At 52.6% G+C, this 20131-nt stretch carries 18 protein-coding genes, 2 tRNA genes and 1 pseudogene; 17 read left to right on the top strand and 4 right to left on the bottom strand.

Translation table 11 applies throughout. From position 1 onward, the window contains the following. Positions 1 to 4 precede the first annotated feature (4 nt). The 8 genes from tolA (at position 5) to ACJJIV_RS07375 (ending at position 5401) form a co-directional block, all read left to right on the top strand. A complete protein-coding gene (tolA, locus tag ACJJIV_RS07410) occupies positions 5 to 799 on the top strand; it encodes a cell envelope integrity protein TolA (RefSeq protein WP_444891299.1) in 795 nt (264 codons plus the stop codon). Continuing rightward, a complete protein-coding gene (gene tolB / locus ACJJIV_RS07405) occupies positions 796 to 2091 on the top strand; it encodes a Tol-Pal system beta propeller repeat protein TolB (protein WP_444891298.1) in 1296 nt (431 codons plus the stop codon). Before tolA ends, tolB begins: the two co-directional genes overlap by 4 nt. A 94-nt stretch (positions 2092 to 2185) precedes the next feature. Next, on the top strand, positions 2186 to 2671 hold the full coding sequence (gene pal / locus ACJJIV_RS07400; protein ID WP_444891297.1) for a peptidoglycan-associated lipoprotein Pal: 486 nt from the start codon (positions 2186 to 2188) through the stop codon (positions 2669 to 2671). An 18-nt stretch (positions 2672 to 2689) separates the two neighbouring features. Next, positions 2690 to 3514, top strand: a complete 825-nt coding sequence (locus ACJJIV_RS07395; protein ID WP_444891296.1) for a YbgF trimerization domain-containing protein — start codon at positions 2690 to 2692, stop codon at positions 3512 to 3514. Between the two features lie 125 nt (positions 3515 to 3639). Next, positions 3640 to 4299 carry a 7-carboxy-7-deazaguanine synthase QueE gene (gene queE / locus ACJJIV_RS07390; protein WP_444891295.1) on the top strand — a complete coding sequence of 220 codons (660 nt, stop codon included), beginning with the start codon at positions 3640 to 3642 and terminating at the stop codon, positions 4297 to 4299. Between the two features lie 38 nt (positions 4300 to 4337). Beyond that, entirely contained in the window at positions 4338 to 5015 is a 678-nt protein-coding gene (queC, locus tag ACJJIV_RS07385; RefSeq protein ID WP_444891294.1) for a 7-cyano-7-deazaguanine synthase QueC, read from the top strand. Positions 5016 to 5146: 131 nt separating this feature from the next. Further along, positions 5147 to 5222: transfer RNA gene (locus ACJJIV_RS07380), tRNA-Lys, on the top strand. 103 nt (positions 5223 to 5325) lie between these two features. Then, positions 5326 to 5401 (top strand) — tRNA-Lys (locus tag ACJJIV_RS07375). Between the two features lie 121 nt (positions 5402 to 5522). Here ACJJIV_RS07375 and ACJJIV_RS07370 read toward each other — a convergent pair. Then, the gene (locus ACJJIV_RS07370) at positions 5523 to 6623 is read right to left on the bottom strand and encodes an NAD(P)/FAD-dependent oxidoreductase (protein WP_444891293.1); all 1101 of its coding nucleotides are present in this window, start codon (positions 6621 to 6623) and stop codon (positions 5523 to 5525) included. Positions 6624 to 6831: 208 nt separating this feature from the next. Between ACJJIV_RS07370 and nadA the strand changes: the two genes are divergently transcribed. Next, positions 6832 to 7884: a quinolinate synthase NadA gene (nadA, locus tag ACJJIV_RS07365; RefSeq protein WP_444891292.1), complete on the top strand. Its 1053-nt coding sequence runs from the start codon at positions 6832 to 6834 to the stop codon at positions 7882 to 7884. A 91-nt stretch (positions 7885 to 7975) separates the two neighbouring features. On the opposite strand, the gene ACJJIV_RS07360 is transcribed toward nadA, so the two are convergent. Then, a complete protein-coding gene (locus tag ACJJIV_RS07360) occupies positions 7976 to 9484 on the bottom strand; it encodes a M48 family metalloprotease (protein WP_444891291.1) in 1509 nt (502 codons plus the stop codon). Positions 9485 to 9692: 208 nt separating this feature from the next. Here ACJJIV_RS07360 and ACJJIV_RS07355 point away from each other — a divergent pair, with 208 nt between their 5' ends. The 3 genes from ACJJIV_RS07355 (at position 9693) to ACJJIV_RS07345 (ending at position 12456) form a co-directional block, all read left to right on the top strand. After that, positions 9693 to 9971: a sulfurtransferase TusA family protein gene (locus ACJJIV_RS07355; RefSeq protein WP_252084634.1), complete on the top strand. Its 279-nt coding sequence runs from the start codon at positions 9693 to 9695 to the stop codon at positions 9969 to 9971. 20 nt (positions 9972 to 9991) lie between these two features. After that, the gene (locus ACJJIV_RS07350; RefSeq protein ID WP_252085962.1) at positions 9992 to 11077 is read left to right on the top strand and encodes an AI-2E family transporter; all 1086 of its coding nucleotides are present in this window, start codon (positions 9992 to 9994) and stop codon (positions 11075 to 11077) included. Positions 11078 to 11352: 275 nt separating this feature from the next. Then, a complete protein-coding gene (locus tag ACJJIV_RS07345; protein ID WP_444891290.1) occupies positions 11353 to 12456 on the top strand; it encodes a phosphoribosylaminoimidazolesuccinocarboxamide synthase in 1104 nt (367 codons plus the stop codon). Between the two features lie 173 nt (positions 12457 to 12629). On the opposite strand, the gene ACJJIV_RS07340 is transcribed toward ACJJIV_RS07345, so the two are convergent. Together ACJJIV_RS07340 and ACJJIV_RS07335 are read right to left on the bottom strand one after the other, a co-directional pair. Next, entirely contained in the window at positions 12630 to 13091 is a 462-nt protein-coding gene (locus tag ACJJIV_RS07340; protein WP_444891289.1) for a hypothetical protein, read from the bottom strand. Next, a complete protein-coding gene (locus ACJJIV_RS07335; protein WP_444891288.1) occupies positions 13091 to 13528 on the bottom strand; it encodes a T6SS effector amidase Tae4 family protein in 438 nt (145 codons plus the stop codon). Before ACJJIV_RS07335 ends, ACJJIV_RS07340 begins: the two co-directional genes overlap by 1 nt. Positions 13529 to 13943: 415 nt before the next feature. Here ACJJIV_RS07335 and ACJJIV_RS07330 point away from each other — a divergent pair, with 415 nt between their 5' ends. The 5 genes and pseudogenes from ACJJIV_RS07330 (at position 13944) to ACJJIV_RS07310 (ending at position 20002) form a co-directional block, all read left to right on the top strand. Beyond that, entirely contained in the window at positions 13944 to 14177 is a 234-nt protein-coding gene (locus ACJJIV_RS07330; protein WP_444891287.1) for a transposase, read from the top strand. A 637-nt stretch (positions 14178 to 14814) separates the two neighbouring features. Then, a pseudogene (locus ACJJIV_RS07325) lies at positions 14815 to 15192 on the top strand (phosphoribosylaminoimidazolesuccinocarboxamide synthase); the annotation flags it as partial. A 692-nt stretch (positions 15193 to 15884) separates the two neighbouring features. Beyond that, complete coding sequence (locus ACJJIV_RS07320) at positions 15885 to 16730, top strand: hypothetical protein (protein ID WP_444891286.1); 846 nt, start codon at positions 15885 to 15887, stop codon at positions 16728 to 16730. Positions 16731 to 17042: 312 nt separating this feature from the next. Continuing rightward, positions 17043 to 19427 (top strand): marine proteobacterial sortase target protein, encoded by a 2385-nt coding sequence (locus ACJJIV_RS07315; RefSeq protein WP_444891285.1) that lies wholly within the window; start codon positions 17043 to 17045, stop codon positions 19425 to 19427. Beyond that, positions 19427 to 20002 (top strand): class GN sortase, encoded by a 576-nt coding sequence (locus ACJJIV_RS07310; RefSeq protein ID WP_444891702.1) that lies wholly within the window; start codon positions 19427 to 19429, stop codon positions 20000 to 20002. The genes ACJJIV_RS07315 and ACJJIV_RS07310 overlap by 1 nt, the downstream gene beginning before the upstream one ends. Positions 20003 to 20131 lie beyond the last annotated feature (129 nt).

The raw sequence follows: 20131 nt of genomic DNA, 5'->3' as shown, positions 1-20131 counted from the left end.
GCCGGTGAATAAAGGCTTTTATGTATTGGCGATAATAATTAGCCTCCTGCTACACGGGGCGCTAATCACTGCCATTACCTATGGTTGGGAAGCCAGCAGTATGCCCGAGCGCAAACCGATGCCGAAGTTTGTGCAGGCCAAGCTGGTAACTATTGAGGCGGCGACCCCAAAGAAGAAACTGCCCAAAAAAATAGACAAAATTCAGCAGCGCGCCCAGCGCGAGGCTGAGCAAAAACGCAGGGCCGAAGTCGAGCGCAAGCGCCGCGCGGCCCTGGAGCAAAAGAAAAAGCAGGAAGCGGAGAAAAAACGCAAGGCCAAAGCCGAAGCCGATCGCAAGGCTAAGCAGGAGAAGGCCCAGCGCGAGAAAGAGCGCAAAGAAAAAGAGCGTAAGGAAAAAGAACTTAAGGAGCAGCTGGCCAAAGAGCGAGAGAGCTCTTTCAATGAAGCGCTGGAGGATGAGCAGGAGTTGCTTGATGCCAATGATGGGCAGCAGGCGGTGATGTCTGTAGCCCAGGCGATTCAGCAGCAAATTGAAGCCGTGTGGAGTCGCCCACCGAGTGCCCGTAACGGCATGTTGACCAAGGTAAAAATAAATTTTGTCCCCACCGGCCGGGTGGTGGCAACTAATATCGTCGAGGGCAGTGGTAATGCGGCCCTGGATCGATCGGTACTCACCGCCATCCGTCGGGTGGAAGTCTTTCCTGAAGTGGCCAAGTTGGCCCAGGAGGAGCCGGTGATATTCGAGCGGGAAGTCCGCACCACAATTTTGAACTTTAAAGTCGAAGATCTGCGCCAATGATCAAGAGTTTACTGAAGACAGTCGTCATTATTGCAATCGCCTCGGTGAGCCTGGGGGCTCGCGCCCAGCTGGTGGTGGATATCACCAGTGGTATCGATGACCCCACCCCGATCGCGGTATCCCCATTCAGCTGGTCGGGCGGTGGTGTCCTCAAAGAGGATGTCTCTGGAATTATTTCCGCCGACCTGCGCCGCAGCGGCCTTTTTTCTCCGGTACCCAAGGAGGACATGCTGTCCTTCCCTAAAACTCCGGAAGATGTGGTGTTCCGCGATTGGCGTATCCTCGGCACCGAGTACATTGTTACCGGCCGTATCGAGCCTCAGGCCTCGGGCTACCTGCTGACTTTTGACCTGGTTAATGTTTTCGGCCAGCACAAGATGTTCACCAAACAGGTACGCGGCGGCCAAACCCAGTTGCGCGATATCGCCCACCGCGCCGCCGATGAAATCTTTGAGGCCATCACTGGTATTCGCGGCGCCTTCTCCACAGAGATGGTGTATGTGCAGGAAGAGAGGCGTGGCGGCAAGCCCAGCTATGTGCTGATGCGCTCGGATATCGACGGTGCCCGCGCCAAGCAGATCCGTCGCTTTAGTGCGCCGGTGATGTCACCCATGTGGTCGCCCAACGGCCAGGAGCTGGCCTATGTTTCTTTCGAGACCGGCCGCCCGGCGATTTTCCGCGAAAACTTGCGCACAGGCGAACGCAAACAACTAACCAACTTCAAGGGCATCAATAGCTCGCCAACCTGGTCTCCTGATGGAACCAAGTTGGCTATGGTGCTCTCCAAGGACGGCAACCCGGAGATCTATGTACTGGATTTGGCGAGTGGTAAGTTCACTCGCATGACCAGACACTTCTCCATCGATACCGAGCCGAACTGGATGCCGGATGGTAAATCGCTGGTTTTCACCTCAGATAGGGGAGGGAAGCCACAAATTTACCAATTGACTCTTGCCACTGGTCAAGTCGACCGCTTAACCTTCGATGGCGACTACAATGCGCGGCCGCGTGTTTCTCCTGATGGGAAGACGTTGGTCATGGTACATCGCAACCGGGGAACCTTTACCATCGCCACGATGGATATTAACTCGGGCAGGATGCGTGTCCTCACGGAGACCACCCTGGATGAGTCCCCCAGCATTGCACCCAATGGGGCCATGCTGATGTACGCAACCAAGCGCGGAGACAAGGGCATTCTGGCTGCGGTATCGCTGGATGCCGGGGTGAAGTACAACTTACCCTCACAGAGAGGCGATGTCCGTGAACCGGCATGGTCGCCATACTTTGATTGAGGCGGGGGCCCAGCGCTCTGAAGCGTAGGGTATTTATAAGACCAATTTTAAAAATCTTTCAGGATTTTCGATAACACTAAAAGCGGAGTAGCTTATGTTGAAATCAGTAAAAACGGGCCTGGGGTTGGCCTGTGTTCTGGCAGTAATGGCCGGTTGTAGCAATACCAGCAGCGACAACACCAGCGGTGAAGAGTACACTCAGCCTGAGGTTGATACTCAAGTTGAAACTAACGTTGTAGATGAGCCTGAAACCATGGCTCCGTTGGAAAATGTGGTTTACTTTGACTTCGACCAGTCCCTGCTGAAGCCAGAAACCCGTGAACTGCTGATCCGTCACGCCGACCGCATGCGCAGTAATGCTACTGCTGTTCGCCTCGAAGGCCACGCTGACGAACTGGGCACCCGCGAGTACAACCTGGCTCTGGGTGAGCGCCGCGCCAATGCTGTACGCGACTTTTTGGTACTGCAGGGCGTAGACGCAGCTAACCTGGAAGTAATCAGTTACGGTGAAGAGCGCCCGGCTCAAATGGGCTCTAACGAAGCTGCCCGTGCGATGAACCGTCGCGTTGTTATTAACTAATCGTCAAAATGGATGCCAATGGCTTTTACGATTAGAAAACTGGCGATCGCCGCTGCCATAATGGCTGCGGCATCGCCCGTATTCTCCCAAGCCCCGATTGTCGACCTGACTGCCAGCAGCCAGGAGCCGTCGCCCGTCTCAAGTGACGCTACTAACGAGGACATCTACCTCGCCCGCGCCACAACCCCCAGTCCCAAAGCTAAGACCAACCCCCAGGCTGAAGCCTACTACCAGATGCAGGTATTGCAGCAGGAAGTGCGCGAATTGCGCGGTACGGTTGAGGAGCTGCGCCACGAGATTAAGCGTCTCAAACAACAGCGCACCGAGGACTATATGGATCTGGACCGGCGTATAGCGCGCCTGAGTGGTACAGAGCCCTCAGCTCAGCCGCCGGTGGATACTAAAGGCAGTGGTGGCGCCTCTGTTGGAGGGGGTTCCTCAATGCCGCCCAAGCCCCAGGGGCCGAAAGACGGCAAGAGTGAACGCGACCGCTATCAGGCCAGCTTTGGTCTGGCTCGCAATGGTGACTACGGTGGCGCCAGTGCTGAATTCAAGAGTCTGCTACAAGACTTTCCCAACGGTCAGTATGCCCCCAATGCCAATTATTGGCTGGGTGAGATAGCGCTGGTACAGGGAAATTTGGAAGAGGCCCGCGGATGGTTTGTGGCCCTGCTGGACGGCTACCCGAACTCTAATAAAGTCTGGGATGGTCGTTACAAGCTGGGAACGGTTTACCACCAGCTGGGAGATCAGCAGAAAGCGCGCAACCTGCTGGAGCAGGTGGCGGCGAGTGATGCCCGTGCATCAAACCTGGCTAAAAAATATCTGCAGGAGAACTTCTAGCCCGGTGCGGCAGTAATAACTGCTGCTGTTGCCTAATTTGCATCGCTGGTTTTTTGAGCAGAAAAAGCCTATGATCCCGCGCCCGGATGGCATGTGCCATTCGGGCGTTTTTGTGTCGGGTGTGTATGACCAATCTGTCTAAAGAATCACTCAGAATTAGTGAGATTTTCTACTCCCTTCAGGGGGAAGCGCGGGAAAGTGGCCTGCCTACGGTTTTTGTTCGACTGACCGGTTGTCCGCTGCGCTGTACCTATTGTGACTCGGAATACGCTTTTTATGGCGGCGAGCGCATGACCCTGGAGCAGATATTACTGCAGGTGCAGAGCCACCCCGCGCGTCATGTTTGCGTGACAGGAGGCGAGCCCCTGGCCCAGCCCAATTGCCTGCACTTGCTTGAAGCCCTTTGCGACGCCGGCTACTCGGTATCATTGGAGACCAGTGGCGCCATGCCGGTGGATCAGGTGGACCCGCGGGTATCCCGGGTTGTGGATCTGAAAACCCCAGCTTCCGGAGAGCAGCACCGCAACCGCATGGAAAATATGCAGGTGCTCACCCGCGATGATCAGATCAAATTTGTGATCTGTGACCGGGGCGATTATGAGTGGGCCAGATTTACCCTGGATCAGTACAACTTGCCAGAGCGTGTAGGGGAGGTACTTTTCTCGCCCAGCTATGAGCAGTTGCCGGCGCGGCAGCTCGCGGAGTGGGTGCTGGCCGATGGGTTGCCGGTGCGCATGCAGATGCAGCTGCACAAATTGCTGTGGGGAGATATCCCGGGTGTCTGATTGGCCCGGTGATTGTGGATTGAAAAATTGAGGAAGAGATGACTGCAAAGAAAGCGGTAATTTTGCTGTCCGGTGGCCTCGACTCGGCCACAGTGCTCGCCATGGCGCGTGCAGAAGATTATGAATGTTATGCCCTGGGTTTTGATTACGGTCAGCGGCACGAAGCTGAATTGTTAGCGGCAAAGCGCGTAGCCGCTGATCTCGGAGCGGCAGAGCACAAAGTGGTGAAGCTCGATCTGCGTTCAATTGGCGGCTCGGCCCTAACTGATGACAGTATTGAGGTTCCTGAAGAGGAAACCAGTGGCATCCCGGTTACCTATGTACCGGCTCGCAATACGGTATTCCTCTCTATTGCCCTTGGCTGGGCCGAGGTGCTTGGAGCTCAGGATATTTTTGTCGGCGTCAATGCGGTGGATTACTCGGGCTATCCGGATTGCCGGCCGGAGTATATCGAGGCCTATGAAAAGATGGCCAACCTCGCTACCCGCGCTGGGGTAGAGGGAAACAAGCTCTCTGTGAGAGCGCCGCTGATGCAGATGAGTAAGGCGGATATTGTACTCGAGGGAACCCGTCTTGGGGTTGATTACAGTTTGACGGTATCCTGTTACCAGGCGCGCCCAGATGGTGCGGCCTGTGGTCGCTGCGATAGTTGTCGGCTACGTGCTGCGGGATTTACGGAAGCAGGCCTGGCGGACCCTACGGTGTATGCCAGCTGATTGTCAGTTGGTGTCATTTTTATGGGAAATACCTAACCCCTTAAATTTGTTAGATTTTTTTTCGGGTTAGGTATTGTCTTTTCAAAATAGATCCGTAAGATACGCAGCTCCTCACATCGAGGCACGGAAAAGGGTCGTTAGCTCAGTTGGTAGAGCAGTTGGCTTTTAACCAATTGGTCGCTGGTTCGAATCCAGCACGACCCACCATTTCCGCCGGGGATATCCACAGTAACCCCACAGCTTTTACAGATCTGCGAGAGAAGTAAAGGCATCCTGAGTTGGGACATACCAAGTTCGCCCAACTTCCTAAGGGTCGTTAGCTCAGTTGGTAGAGCAGTTGGCTTTTAACCAATTGGTCGCTGGTTCGAATCCAGCACGACCCACCATTTCTTTACTGCATTCCTTTTTATTTTTTACTTCTCTGTCAACAATGGTTTGCTCGCGCCTGAAAATTCTCTACTTGGCTGAGCCATTAAGGCATTTATTGGTCTCTACAGAGAGCAGTTTTTAGCGACAAATACAGTCTGCTGCCATCTCCCCTAAATATAAGCAACTGGTAAGGCCGGGTGACTCAATGCCGAAAAAGGCTACTAGTTGTGGTTCTTGACTTTCGCCCCAGTGGAATACTTTGAAGTCCTCGGTTGGGCCGCCTTTTGCCGTGAGCTTTGGGCGAATGCCAGCGTAATCTGGCTTTAGGCTTTCTGCGGGGAGCTCGGGCCAATAAAGGCGAACACTTTTATAAAACCTTTCCCCTCGTTTTTTATCCACCGTGTAATCAATTTTTTCTACCCACTCAACGTCGGGTCCAAAGCGGGCATAGCCCTCCAAATCCAGTGTGAGATGAGTGCCCAGTCCGCCGGGTTCTGGCAGGGGGTAGATCAGGTGGGAAAAAGGGGGTTTGTGGTCGAGAGAAAAATAATTCCCCTTTGCCAGGAATTGGTTTGGGACTAGTTGTCGAATACTTTTGTCGTTGATTTTACAGAGCAGTTGGTGGCTGTGTAGCCCTGCGGCTACGATCAAATTCTTGGTACCGAGCTGGTAGCCATCTCTCATGGTGAGTTGGTAGTGGTCACTTTCACGCGATATTTTTTTCACTGCTGTGCCTAGTGCCACCTGGCCGCCGCGCGCTTCCAGGGCGCCCTGCAGTGCCAATAGTAGGGCGTGGCTATCGAAGATGCCTGTGGTAGGTGAATAAATTGCACTGTGACACTGCAGCTGGGGTTCCATTACCTTGGCTTCTTTTGCGCTCAGCAGCTGTAAATGGCCGGCGCCATTCTTATCTCCTTGGGCTTTCAAGGCTTTGAGTTGGGGGAGTTGGGCTTCGTTGGTAGCCAGGATTAATTTGCCGATGGCTTTGTGTGGGACCGCATACTCGCGGCAAAAACGATACAGCTTGGCTTTGCCCGCGACACAGGCTTTAGCCTTTAAGCTGCGGCTTGGGTAGTAAATACCGGCGTGGATCACCTCGCTGCTGCGGGCGCTAATCTCTGTGCCGATATTGGTGTGTTGTTCCAGAACCAGCACATCCTGCCCTCTAATGGCCAGGGCATAGGCGCTGGCGAGACCAATGGCTCCAGCACCAATCACAATGTTTTCAACCTGCTCCATTTTAGGGGCTCCCCAATAATAGGAAGGCTTTTTTGCCTGGATGTGGGCGCGCAAAACTGCTTCTCTGTTCTCTTGGGCTCTGCAGCCCGGGCATGGGGCGTAACTTATCTTGCGGTGCTGTCGAATTACCAGTTGTTGATACTTTAGGTGCGCTGATATGGCGTCGCAATGCGTTATACTGCGCGTTTTTCGCTGGTGGTAGTTAGCCATGACCCAAAAGTCCGTTGTTGCAGAAACGGTAGATTCCCTCTCCCTGGTGCAGGCGCACTTGGCGGAGCCGGTTGTGTCTCAGTACAGTGAGGAGGAGTTGCAAGCCTGGCGCGAGCGTATCAAGCGTCTGCTTAAAGAGCAGAATGCCGTGTTAGTGGCTCACTATTACACAGACCCATTAATCCAGGCGTTGGCCGAAGAGACTGGTGGCTGTGTATCCGACTCTCTGGAGATGGCCCGCTTTGGTGCCAAGCATAGCGCCGATACCCTGGTGGTGGCCGGTGTGAAGTTTATGGGCGAGACCGCCAAGATCCTGACGCCGAATAAGCGTGTGTTAATGCCCACCCTGGAGGCTACCTGCTCCCTGGATTTGGGCTGCCCCCCGGATGAGTTTTCCGAGTTCTGTGATCAGCATTCGGATCGCACGGTCGTTGTCTATGCCAATACCTCTGCGGCGGTGAAGGCGAGAGCGGACTGGGTGGTTACCTCCAGTATCGCCCTGGATGTAGTGGACCACTTGGATGCCAACGGTGAAAAAATTCTGTGGGCCCCTGATAAGCATCTCGGTGGTTATGTGCAGCGTGCAACCGGTGCGGATGTTCTGCTTTGGGATGGCTCCTGTATTGTGCACGAGGAGTTCAAGGCGAAAGGTGTGGAGGACCTGAAGGCGCTCTACCCGGATGCCGTAGTGTTGGTGCACCCGGAATCCCCTGCCTCGGTGGTTGCACTGGCGGATGTGGTGGGTTCCACCTCGCAGATAATCAATGCAGCCAAGACCCGCCCAGAGAAGCGCTTTATCGTGGCGACCGACCAGGGCATCTTCTACAAGATGCAGCAGGAGTGCCCGGATAAAGAATTGATGGTTGCCCCCACTGCTGGAGCTGGCGCCACCTGCCGCAGCTGTGCGAACTGTCCTTGGATGGCGATGAACTCCCTGGAGAATTTGTGTGGGGTGTTGGAGCGCGGTGATAACGAGATCTTTGTAGATGCGGAGTTGGGCCGTAAGGCGATGATCCCGCTGCAGAGAATGCTGGATTTCCGCAAGGGTTAAAGGTGCCTAGCGGGCTCCAGTGCAAATAAAAAAGAGCGGCTAGAGGCCGCTCTTTTTGTTTGTGCTTTGTTTGTGTTGTTAATGAGTGAGGTCAAAGTTCCTTGGCTTTTTCCTGCATCTTGATGACGTCTTTAAGGCGCTGTTTCAGGATGGCATTGGTTTGATAGTCGTCTTTGGTCATGCGAATGCCGTGGCGCAGGTGCTGCAGGGCCTTATCGAAAACGCCGTTCAAAATATAGTATTCGGCTCGTGCCTCGTGCACTCCGACAATATCCCCGGCCAAGCCATGGGTCTCGGCCAATAGGTACCATACGGCGGGGTCTTTCTTGCGCACCCGGCTATATTTGGCCAGCATGCGCTCTGCCGCCAGATAGTTGCCCGCTTTAAAATGAGCGTTGGCGAGCCCCATCACCAAGGCGTGGTCGCCGGGGTTGCGGTCCAGAGCCACTTGTAAGCGCTGGGTGGCGCCTGAATAATCTTGGCGTACCAGGTCAATATCGGCGCGCGCCAGGACAAAAGCGGCTTTGGAGGGCTCCTTATCGAGGAGCGGCTGCAGGGTGTCCAGGGCGGAATCCGGCCTTCCTGCGGCGATTTGTGCCAATGCCAGGCCGTAGCGGGCGGCATCTTCGTTGTCATGGATACCATTAAGTTCGGCCTGGAAGCGTTTAACGGCCTGCTGTGGCGTGGCTTCAGTAGCCAGTCGGATTCGCGCGCGCATCATATGGTAGTCGCGGCTATCGCTGGGTTCGACATCCTCCATGCGCTGGGAGCGCAGCTTGGCGTCGGCGATACGCTTCTCTGTCACCGGGTGGGTCAGTAGGAACTCTGGTGGGCGGCGGTAGTAGCGGGTGGCTTTGAGCATCTGCTCGAACATCTCGCCGGCGGCATCTGGATCGCGGCCGGATCTTGCCAAGGTTTCGATACCGACCCGATCGGCCTCCTGTTCATTCTTGCGGCTAAAGCGCAGCTGACTGTCGAGCGCTGCGGCCTGAGTTGCGGTTATGGCGGCGAGCCCCGCTTCGCCACCGGCGGTGGCGGCGAGTACCAGGGCGCCGAGCATGCCGGCCAGGGTGGGTAGGGTGTTGTTGCGCTGGGCTTCGAGGGAGCGGGCGTAGTGGCGCTGGCTGAGGTGGCCCAGTTCGTGGGCGACCACCGAAGCAAACTGATCTTCGTTTTTCGCAAATAGGAAGAGGCCGGTGTGAATACCCATAATGCCACCGGGTACCGCAAATGCGTTCATGGTTTCATTATTTACCACGACCACATCAATATTCTTGTCCTCCAGGGGGCTGTATTCGGCCAGGCCCTTAACGGTTTTTTCGACGTACTGCTGTAGCAGTGCATCGGAGGAGGTCTTAACCTGGCTACGAAATATACGCAGCCACATTTGGCCCAATTCTTTCTCGCGCTGGGGGGATACCAGGCCGCTGGTGCTGTCTCCAAGTTCCGGCAGGCGGATTCCCTCAGAGTCAGCGGTGGCTGCGATGGGAGTGCTGCCGAGCAGCAGGCCTAAGCCGAGCGCCTTTAGGCTATTGCGCAATCGCAGTGAGAGAGGCGCTTTGTTTGATCGACGAGGCAGGCTTTTTTGGGGATCAGTCATTTTGATTACTGCTCGGTCTGTCCATGAAGGATCTATAGTCCAACTCTATACGCAACCCCGTTGAACTGTCGAGGATTAGACAGGGTGGGGCGGTAAAGGTTCTGGCCGGCGCCAGCGGGAAGGTTAAAAAGGGTTAAGCATTGTCGGTAACTGGCGCAGATTACGCGTTATAATCCGCGGCTCTGTAAAGCTTGTGACCAGATAGCCAATGGCCGTGCCCCCTTCCAATACCGTTGATAAAAACCCTGTGCCGGACTGGCATGCGGCGGTAACGGTGGACGCCCGCCAGTTGCCCTGCCCCCAGCCTCTGCTGGCTATGCGCAGGGCCCTGCGCCAATACGAAGCGGGGACCTTACTGTGTGTGATGGCCACCGATGAGGGTTCCTGGCGCGATTTTCACAGCTTTGCCGCACTGAGTGGCAGGCCCCTGCTGCGCGCCGAGAGGCGTGATAATACCTTTCTATATTGGCTGTACGCTGGCAAATGAAGAATCAATCCCGAGAGTCTATGTTGTCGATTGTTAAAGGCTGGGTGAACCGCTACTTCAGTCAGGAAGAAGTGGTGTTGCTCGTGCTGCTGCTCACCGTAGCGCTGGTGGTACTGGCCACGCTCGGAGGTGTGCTGGCGCCCGTGCTTACGGCCCTGGTAATCGCCTTCCTGATGCAGGGCATGGTGCAAAAGTTGAAGTCCTGGCGGGTGCCCCATTGGCTCGCGGTAACACTTTCCTGCTTGGTATTGGTGGGCACTATCGTGGGCCTGCTATTTGTGGTGCTACCGATTATTTGGCGCCAGCTGGTGCGCCTCGGTGCGGAGTTGCCGAATATGGTGCAGCGCGGCCAGGAGCTGTTGTTGCTACTGCCGGAGCGCTACCCGCGCCTGATTTCTGCGGCGCAGATCGACGAGGTTTTTAATACCCTCGGCAAAGAGCTGGGTGGCATGGGGCAGACCCTGCTGGCTTTCTCTCTCACCAACCTGCCCATTTTTGCCGGCCTGCTGATTTATGTGGTGGTGGTGCCGATCCTGGTATTTTTCTTCTTGAAGGACTCCGACCAGCTGATCCGCTGGTGTACCTCTTTCCTGCCAAAGCAGCGCCCCATGCTGCACCAGATCTGGCACGAGATGAACGACCAGGTGGCCAACTATGTGCGCGGCAAAGTGGTGGAGATCGGCATAGTGGCAGCGGTGAGCTACGCCGCCTTCCTGTTGCTGGGGGTCAATTACGCCCTGCTGCTGGCGGTGGCGGTGGGCCTGAGTGTATTGATTCCCTATATCGGCGCGGCGGTGGTGACTATCCCGGTGGCGGCCATTGGCCTGTTCCAGTGGGGTTGGAGCAATGAGTTTTTCTACCTGATTATGACCTACGGCATTATCCAGCTGCTCGATGGCAATGTATTGGTGCCACTGTTGTTCTCTGAGGCCGTCAATCTGCACCCGGTGGCAATTATCCTGGCGGTACTGTTTTTCGGCGGTATCTGGGGCTTCTGGGGCGTCTTCTTCGCTATTCCGCTGGCGACCCTGCTTAAGGCCATTATGAGTGCCTGGCCCACCAGCGAGCACCAGGCCGAGTGGGAGGCCAAGCGTATATCGGAGTAATGCCGGCGAGCCCGCAGGGAGCCTCTGGGCCATTGTTATTCCGCAACCTGGCCCGCCCTATAGAGCTTTAAGAGCGGGTCACACTCTGCGTTGCGACTTATTGAAACGTCTAGGCACTCCTGCGCAGCCAAGCCCTGCCTGTAACCGGCCTGAAAGCCAGAGGCATCACGAAATTGTTCGGGGGCTCCCGCCAACTTCTTTTCTTTGTATCGACGCGGGCCATTGCTAGAATGCCGCGCTTTCTTTTATTTGCTCCTTCGAATAGGTGAGAGCCCATGAGCCTGGCTGACAAAGTTCTAGCGGTCAATAATGACCTGCCGATCCGTACCGACAAGCCTGTCCACAGCGGCAAGGTCCGTTCCGTTTACTGGCTGAGCGAAGAAGATAGCCGCCGCCTGATTGAGGAAAAAGGCTACCCGGTTTCCCCGGATACCCCTCTCGCGGTAATGGTGATTTCCGACCGCATCTCCGCATTCGACTGCATCTGGACCGGCGAAGGCGGCATGCGCGGCGTACCCGGCAAGGGCGCGGCATTGAACGCGATTTCCAACCACTGGTTCAAGCGGTTTAAAGAGCAGGGCCTGGCCGACAGCCATATTCTGGATATCCCGCATCCGCTGGTGTGGATCGTACAGAAGGCGCGCCCGGTGATGATCGAAGCTATCGCCCGCCAGTACATTACCGGCTCTATGTGGCGCTCTTACCAAAAGGGCGAGCGCGAGTTCTGCGGCATTGAAATTCCCGCTGGCCTGCAGAAAGACCAGAAGCTGCCAGAATTGCTGATTACCCCCTCCAGCAAAGGTATTCTCAAGGGCATCCCCGGCGTGCCGGAAGCGGATGACGTCAATGTCACCCGCAAGAATATCGAAGATAATTTCGAAGCCTTCGGCTTCCGCAGCGCGGGCGATATCGACCTGTACGAGCAGTTGCTGAAAGAAGGTTTCGATTTGATCTCCGCCGAGCTGGAAAAACTCGACCAGGTCTTTGTCGATACCAAGTTTGAATTCGGCTATGTCACCGATGCCAATGGTGCAGAAAAGCTGATCTATATGGACGAAGTGGGTACCCCGGACTCCTCCCGTATCTGGGACGGCGAACAGTACCGCGGAGGTAAGGTTGTGGAAAAATCCAAAGAGGGTTTCCGCCAGGCACTGCTCAATCACTTCCCCGATGCAGATATCCTGCTAAACAAAGACCGTATGGATGAGCGCCTGGCTCTGGCTCGCGATAATGAGCTGCCAGAATCTATGCTGATGGATCTCTCTAATACTTATGTTGGTATTGCAGAGAAGATTATTGGTACGAAATTGGAGATATCCGATAACCCCAAAGCGGAATTACTTGAAGTATTGCGTAAGGATTATGGTCTGGTCGACTGATCTCAGATTGATTGAGAAAAAAACCGGCGCTTGCGCCGGTTTTTTTGTACCCAATACTGGCTGAAGATAGAGTGCAATTAGACAAATGTCAGTATTGCAGGCTAAGCAGAGTACTCACTAAAAATGATGAGGCCGGGGAAAACCTGAATTCTAATTTAAAGATCTTCTTGTCTCTAATGAGCTAGGTACCAAAAATCTTTTTTATCTGCTCCCTTGTCCTTGCACACCAGTCCACCCTTAAGCGTTTTCCCAGCTACTACCTCTCCTGATTCCTTGAATAGAATACCTTGTCGGCTTTCCCCACATATAGTTTCCTCCCTAATTCCCCATCTTTCTCTCTTTTCTTGGGGGGCTGGTGAGCCGACTACCATTATTACAGATAAAATGCCGTTATCAGGGTAGGAAAAGGATTGAGGTTCTTGAGTTCCTTGGCGTAAAAAAAAGCAAGGTGGTGCAATATCAAGAGTCTTGGAGCTGAAAAGTTCTTTATCTTTAATGTGTAATATACATATACCTTTGTCAGTTTCTAAGATTAAAGAATGACCTTCAATTTCTGCTCGATCTGTAACTTTTTTATCGCTTGCATTGCAAGCTGCGGTCAGAAGCGTAATAAGGATGAAAGTTAAATTTCGCATTAATCGAGTTCCCAGAACCAAACCCTTTCGCCTAGGCCGAAATAATAAGGAGATCCACCCTTCATCTCATTATCGATCCAGATATCAATATGATCGGTAGACCCCCAGCCATTCATAATAAAAACAATCCCCTTTTTTCCAATAAAATTGGCTGAGGTGGCTTTCGTATAAGTTTTTTGGCTCCCAAATAACTTCGTATTGGCTTTCATCCAGTAAGCCATCTCTTCAGCGGAGAGGATGTGCTTTGGGTTGTGGTTTAATCCCTTATAGCATCTTCGATTTGGGTACATCTTATCGAATGAGCTGGTATCAACTCCTGACTTTTCAAGGGCTACCCCCATCCTTATTGCGCACTGATTTCCAAAGTGTTCTGTGCTGCATGGGTAGTCTGGGTAAGGGTGATTATCCCATATTTTCTGTGCTTTTAATCTAGTCATATTAATACTCCGTTATTAATTATCTGACACTGGCTTGTTGCTTTAGGTTGCTAGATTATATAAGTGAAAACAGGGGGGGTGAATAATTAATGAATAATGGATGATTACAGCTTATATCAAATTAATTATAGTGATTTTGTATTCAAATTATATTGAATATTTTTGGGTGGCGAAGTAGATTATAGCTTTATTTTTTAATTCATTTGCTTTGTGTATCATTTGCCTTCAGTGGAAATGTAAACTCTAACTGCTGCTGATATAGAATTTGGTGCTGGCAACCAGCCCTCGATGTTAGTTTTTCATGCTTGAGATGGTGGTATGTTGAATAAGTGTTCTCTTGGCGTTTAAGAACATCTACTAATCTACTAGAAGCTGTTTCATAACTTGAAATCGGTTATTCTTGTGGCTTCATGGAATGATAAGACCAGCAAGTGTGAGCAGAATTAAGTCAGAATCAACCGACACCCAATGGGAATTGATTGAGCCTTGCCTTCCCAAGCTAAAATGTGGAAAAAGTGGCCCTAAACCCATTGATAACCGTGCATGTTTTGAAGGTGTCTTATGGATTTTGTGTTCAGGGGTACGATGGAAGGGGCTGCCTCTATCCTACACATCGCTGAGTATTTGGTGGAGAGGGCTCCATTTTTGAGAAGAACAAGGCACTTGGTTGGAGGTTTGGCGAAAACTATCTCGGATAGCTCGATCAAAGATCCCTTCTTAACTGGGAAGAATTTTTCTCGGATGGCAGCTTTTCTCCAGCAAAAAAGGGGAGTAGAAGTCAGAAAAACTAAGCAGGGCAAGGGTACAAAGTGGATGGTGGTGGTCGGTGGTCGGTGGTCGGTGGTCGGTGGTCGGTGGTCGGTGGTCGGTGGTCGGTGGTCGGTGGCGGGGGTATTCCTTCGGGAAGCACCGTTACTTTGGCCTTACTAGCAGAAGTAAATTTATAGCAGCCACCACTTAATATTACCTTTGAAAATACAAAAATTTGACGTCTAGTGTATGAAAAGTATGCGGATTCTGACCCGTCACGCTATACCTTTGTCCACCGTGAAATTAATCTGATTTACTCTTGCCGTAAGAATAGAAGAAACTTCGCAACAAGATGGCAAAAAGCTTAGAAGATATGTGTGACGCTGGAAAGCTGAGAGAACTTTTGTATGGCGCGGGAGCTATCATCGCTTGGTAGTCAGGTGAGGCCGCTATTTATCTCCTTGCAGAGCTTTTTTCTATATTTCCTGGATATTGATTACTTTAAAAAATTATGAAATGTCTTTTAGACATCCTAAGAGTTCGGCTATGTCACCGATGCCAATGGTAAAGAAAAGCTGATCTACATGGACGAAGTGGGTACCCCTGACTCCTCCCGTATCTGGGACGGCGAACAGTATCGCGCGGGCAAGGTTGTGGAGAAATCCAAAGAGGGCTTCCGCCAGGCGCTGCTCAACTACTTCCCCGATGCCGATATCCTGCTAAACAAAGACTGTATGGATGAGCGCCTGGCTCTGGCTCGCGATAACGAGCTGCCAGAATCTATGCTGATGGATCTCTCTAATACTTATGTTGGTATCGCTGAGAAGATTATTGGTACGAAACAGGAGATATCCGATAACCCCAAAGCGGAATTGCTTGAAGTGTTGCGTAAGGATTATGGCCTGGTCGACTGATCTGGGCCTAAATAAAAAAGCCGGCGCTTGCGCCGGTTTTTTTATGTCTGTTTGCAGCTAATGAATAAGTCTGATGGCTCAGAGAGAGGTATCAGCAGTATTTTTCATCTGTATTTTTATTCTTGCAGTATGAAGGTCCATGCAGAATTTAATGTAGATAATAAGAATAAAGTCTTTATTTCGGTGCTGGTTTTAATACCTAATTTGGCCAAATAAGAGAGGTAGTCATTATTGGGTCAATAGCATTAGCCGTTAGAGTGTTGCTCAGGGTGACAGGAATGGAAAACTCTGGCGATCACTCTCTGCTAAATTTGTCCCGTGCTATCCTCTATCTTGGCTTTTGTAAAACCGGATTGCTATCACTCATGATTTTGCTGAGGGTTATCTCTTAAGGTTGCACTGCAATTAGATAATTTGACACTTCATTACGGATAAATATGTCAGGGGATGGGTGAATATGCGGCTGCCTTAATTGGATTTTGTTGAATTGAGTTTGGTAGTTATTGGAAAGGGTTGAGTGTTATTTTTTTAGTGAAAAAACGTCGATGGTATTGTTTGCGTACTGCTATGCAGGTTTCTTTAGTTGCCTTTATATGTTGCTGCGTTATCTCCTGTAATATTTTATATTTCTCTTTGTGGTACAGTGCTTCAAATATTTAATTCATGATTGGTGTGTTAATTTGGAGGTTGTTGTGAAGCATGTAGAGGTTAATCTGACCGAGCAGGGCTATTTGAACGGTATTGAAGAGTTGCGCAGTGTTATATTGGATGCGAGAAAAAAAATAAAAGAAAGTAGTGCTCAGTCTGAAGGTTTTTTGAATGTGGGGTCGGCTAGTAGGTATGTTGCTGCAAGAGTTTCTTATGGTGGTGATGCAGCTATAGATTTTTATATAGAGCCTGTAAGTGTATATGTTGTTGGTTTTGATCCGAAGGCGTATGTGTCAACTGGAGGGATGAGATATTTTTTAAGCGATAGACTTCCTGGTGTTGCACAAGGTAAGGATACTGACTCTATGAAAATGGAGAGTGCGTTTTTAGAGGAGGTGCTGAATAAACAAAGTGTAGACCGTGCGCTATATAAAGTTCAGACTATTGCCATCTGGGATAAGGACGATAAGAGAGGGGTAGGTGGGGATGGTTTGCCTCAGGTGGCGGGAATAACTTTTAGTAAAAAGAAATCCGTTGTCGATCTAAGGCATAATGGAACTTACAACGATCTTAATCTTACCGGCAACAGAGGGGATGTAATAGATAGTGAGAAGATTGCCGGTGTCTTCAACCATTTATGCAATATTGATGGGAAATATGGTGATGGCAAAAACGATAGCTACTGTATTCCCCTTGGAGTGATGGTCCTTTTGCTGAGTGAGGCTGTCAGGTTTGAATCAGTTTGTAAGTTTTTTAATGAGTTAGTTGCGTACAGAAGCGGTGAGGACTTTTTTGAAAATGTTGGGCAAATTTTAGATAAGGTGCAAAACTGGAAGAGTTCTGGCAAAGATGCGGATATTGCAGTGCCGTGTGAGGGTGTAAGTGGCTAGGCGAGTTACTGGAAATACGCATTATTTTTTAGTATCGCGCCCTAGTTGCCAGCGAGAGTGAACATATGATTGGGCTTGATTACAGCAACTTTGAGTAATTCCTTGATGCCATCGAAAGCCCCATCATACGTTTTTTTAGATCCTAGTGAATTGATGCAGGTCTTATAAAATCTAAGGATTTTCGCGACATATTACTCTCCCACCACAATTCGCCATAATTCCACCCATTTCCCACCCGATTCCCTGCCGCCTTTCGCCCACTTCCCTCTGTTTAATAACTTCAACATCCAATTTAAAAGTGGAGGGAAGTGAGTGAACAGGGTGATGTTGTTTGGGCAGCGGTTTCATAAAGATGATCTGATGTTGCCGACGGAGGAATATTACCGCCGCCGCCAGAAGAGCGGTGGTACCGGGCGCTGGTTGTTATTTATTGTGGTGGTATTGGCGGTGGTGATTGCGGCAATCGGAGCCGAGGTTAGTGCCCAGGAGCTTACGTCTAGTAATGGTGATATTACCTCTGAACTGATTACCCTGGACGATGTGCAAGCCGGGGATTTACTGTTTACCGGCGCGGAGCCGGGCCGTTATATGCCCGCCGTGCACCTGCACAGTAGTGTCAAAATGGTGGTGCGCGGTTTGGTTGCGGAAGTGCAGTTACAGCAGGCTTTTCAGAATACCAGTGATAGCTGGCAGGAGGCGGTTTACGCACTGCCGCTGCCCGAGCAGGCAGCGGTGGCTGGTCTCGAGATTCAATTGGGCGAGCGCCGTATTGTCGGCAAGGTGCGCGAACGCAAACAGGCGGCAAAGATTTATAAGGCCGCGCGCGCGGCGGGTAAGCGCGCGGCTCTTTTAGAGCAACAGCGCCCCAACCTGTTTACCAACAAAGTGGCTAATATTGCACCGGGAGAAACGGTGCAGGTGAATATTCGCTATCTACAGCCAGTAGCCTATGACAGTGGTGTCTTTTCATTGCGGCTGCCAACCACCCTGACTCCCCGTTATATCCCCGGTGAACCCATTTCCTCACAAGCCCTCGGTGGTACCGAACTGGAGCTGGCCACTCAGAGCAGTGGCTGGGCGCTGCCCACTGATCAGGTGCCGGATGCCGCAGCGATTACCCCGTTGATGCAGCCGGCGGCAGAGTTGGAAGCGGTGGGCAGTCACAATATTGCCATTGAGGTGGAGCTGGAGGGCGGCTTGCCGCTGGTGAAAATCGGCAGTCCTTATCACGATATTGCCATCGATGAAAAAGCCGGAGAGCGCTACTCGATTCGTCTGCGCAAGGGCAGGGCAAAAATGGATCGGGACTTTCTTTTAAATTGGCAGCCGGAGCCCTCGGCTATGCCGCGTGCGGCGCTGTTTAGTGAGCATGTTGGTGAGCGTGCCGCCGGTGTGCAGGCGGATGGCAGGGAAAGTGCGGATAAAAAATCCGGTACCTATTTGCAGCTAATGCTGCTGCCACCAGATGAGGGTACTCGCGCCCAGCGCTTGCCACGGGAAGTGGTTTACGTGATCGATACCTCCGGTTCTATGGGCGGTAACTCTATCCGCCAGGCCAAGGAGAGTCTTACCCTGGCGCTCTCGCGTCTAGATGGTAATGACCGTTTTAATGTAATCGAATTTAATAACAGCCCCCGCGCATTTTTCCCACGCCCGCTGGCGGCGAGTGCGGAGAATATTCAGCGCGCGCGCCGGGAGGTGGAACGCTTAAATGCCGATGGCGGCACCGAGATGGCTGCTGCGCTACGTTTAGCGCTGGGCCAGCAGTTGCCCGATAACAATAACCTGGTGCACCAGGTGGTATTTATTACCGATGGTGCGGTGGGCAATGAACAGGCGCTATTCGAGTTAATCCACCAACACCTGGGCGATGCGCGTTTATTTACGGTGGGCATTGGCTCGGCCCCTAACAGCCACTTTATGCGTAAAGCCGCCAAGTTTGGCCGCGGTTCTTTCGTCACTATCGGCGATCTTTCCGAGGTGCGCGGACGCATGCAGACCCTTTTCGCCAAGCTGGAAAACCCTATGGCCACCGACCTGCAGCTGAGCTGGCCCGAGGGTGTGGTGGCGGATGCCTATCCCAAGCGAATCCCCGATCTCTATCGCGGCGAGCCATTGCAGCTGGTGGCCAGGGTGGAAGGGCAGTCGTTGCATGGGGACATTCAGTTGCGTGGGCGTATGGCCGGTAAGCAGTTTGTGCGTAACCTGGCGCTGACACTGGAGCAGGCCCCCAGTAGCAAGGGCATCGGCAGTTTGTGGGCGCGCAGAAAAATGGAATCCCTGCGCGACCGCCAGACCCAGCTGGGTGAGGAGAGCGATGCGGGTCAGGCTCTGCATGCACAGATTTTACAGCTCGCCCTGGATCATCAACTCGCCAGCCCCTACACCAGCTTTGTCGCGGTTGAAGAAGAGCTGGTGCGCAAGCCCGAAGAAAAGCTCTCCCAAAGTGCGCTCACCAACATGGTGCCTAGAGGGCAGGTGTTGCAGCGCCAGGCTTACCCCAGTACGGCCACAGGCGTTTACGCGCAGCTGTTCGCTGCCTTGAGTCTGCTCAGCCTGGCAGCATTGTTGCGCCGCGGCCGCTCAATACGCGCCAATTTGATGGGGGCAATCCGCCGCCTGCTGCGCAAGGTTGTGCCGGATTTGCGCCGCTGTAACAGTGGTCTGGAGGCGCAGCTGGGGAGTACGCCGCAGTGATGCGCCTACTCCTTTTTTCAGTGTGCCTGCTGGTGGGGTTGTGGCAGTTGGGCTCCGCCTCCTGGCTGCTGGCCAAGGCGCAGCTGGCCCAGTTGCTGATTGCCAGTGCCTGGGAGGAGCAGTTGCAGGGCGGGGTTCCGCAAAAGCCTTGGCCCTGGGCGGATACCCGGCCGGTGGCCAAACTCAAGCTGCAGGGCCAGCGTCCTTTTATTGTGCTGGCGGGAGGCAGTGGAGAATCCCTCGCCTTTGGTCCCGGCTTGCTTAATGGTTCCGGTAAGCCCGGTGATTTTCGCACCACGGTAATCGCTGCGCATCGGGATACGCACTTTGCGGGGCTGCAAACCCTGCAGCGTGGCAATGGCATTTACCTGCAGGGTGAAGACGGGCGCTGGCACACGTATCGGGTGACGGAGCTGCGCATCGTAAATAGTGAGCGCGAACGTCTGCCGGTTTTTGCCGAGCGCGGCCTGCTACTGGTGACCTGCTATCCCTTCGATGCTATGGCGGCGGGTGGTCCACTGCGCTACTTGGTCTACGCTGAATACCAATCTGGCGGGGAGCTGGTGCAGCTGTGACTGGCACCTTTATTTGAGACTCGATTTTGTAATTTGATTTCTCAAACTTTCCATAAAATATTCCGGTAAAACAGCAAAATGGCAAATAATTGTTTTGCCGTTTTGTTTTGTTTGTTACTAACCGTCCTA

The sequence above is a fragment of the Microbulbifer mixtoriginis (SeqCode) genome (assembly GCF_052466765.1).
The sequence above is the reverse complement of the archived record's forward strand: the minus strand, read 5'-3'. Positions and strand labels throughout refer to the sequence as shown.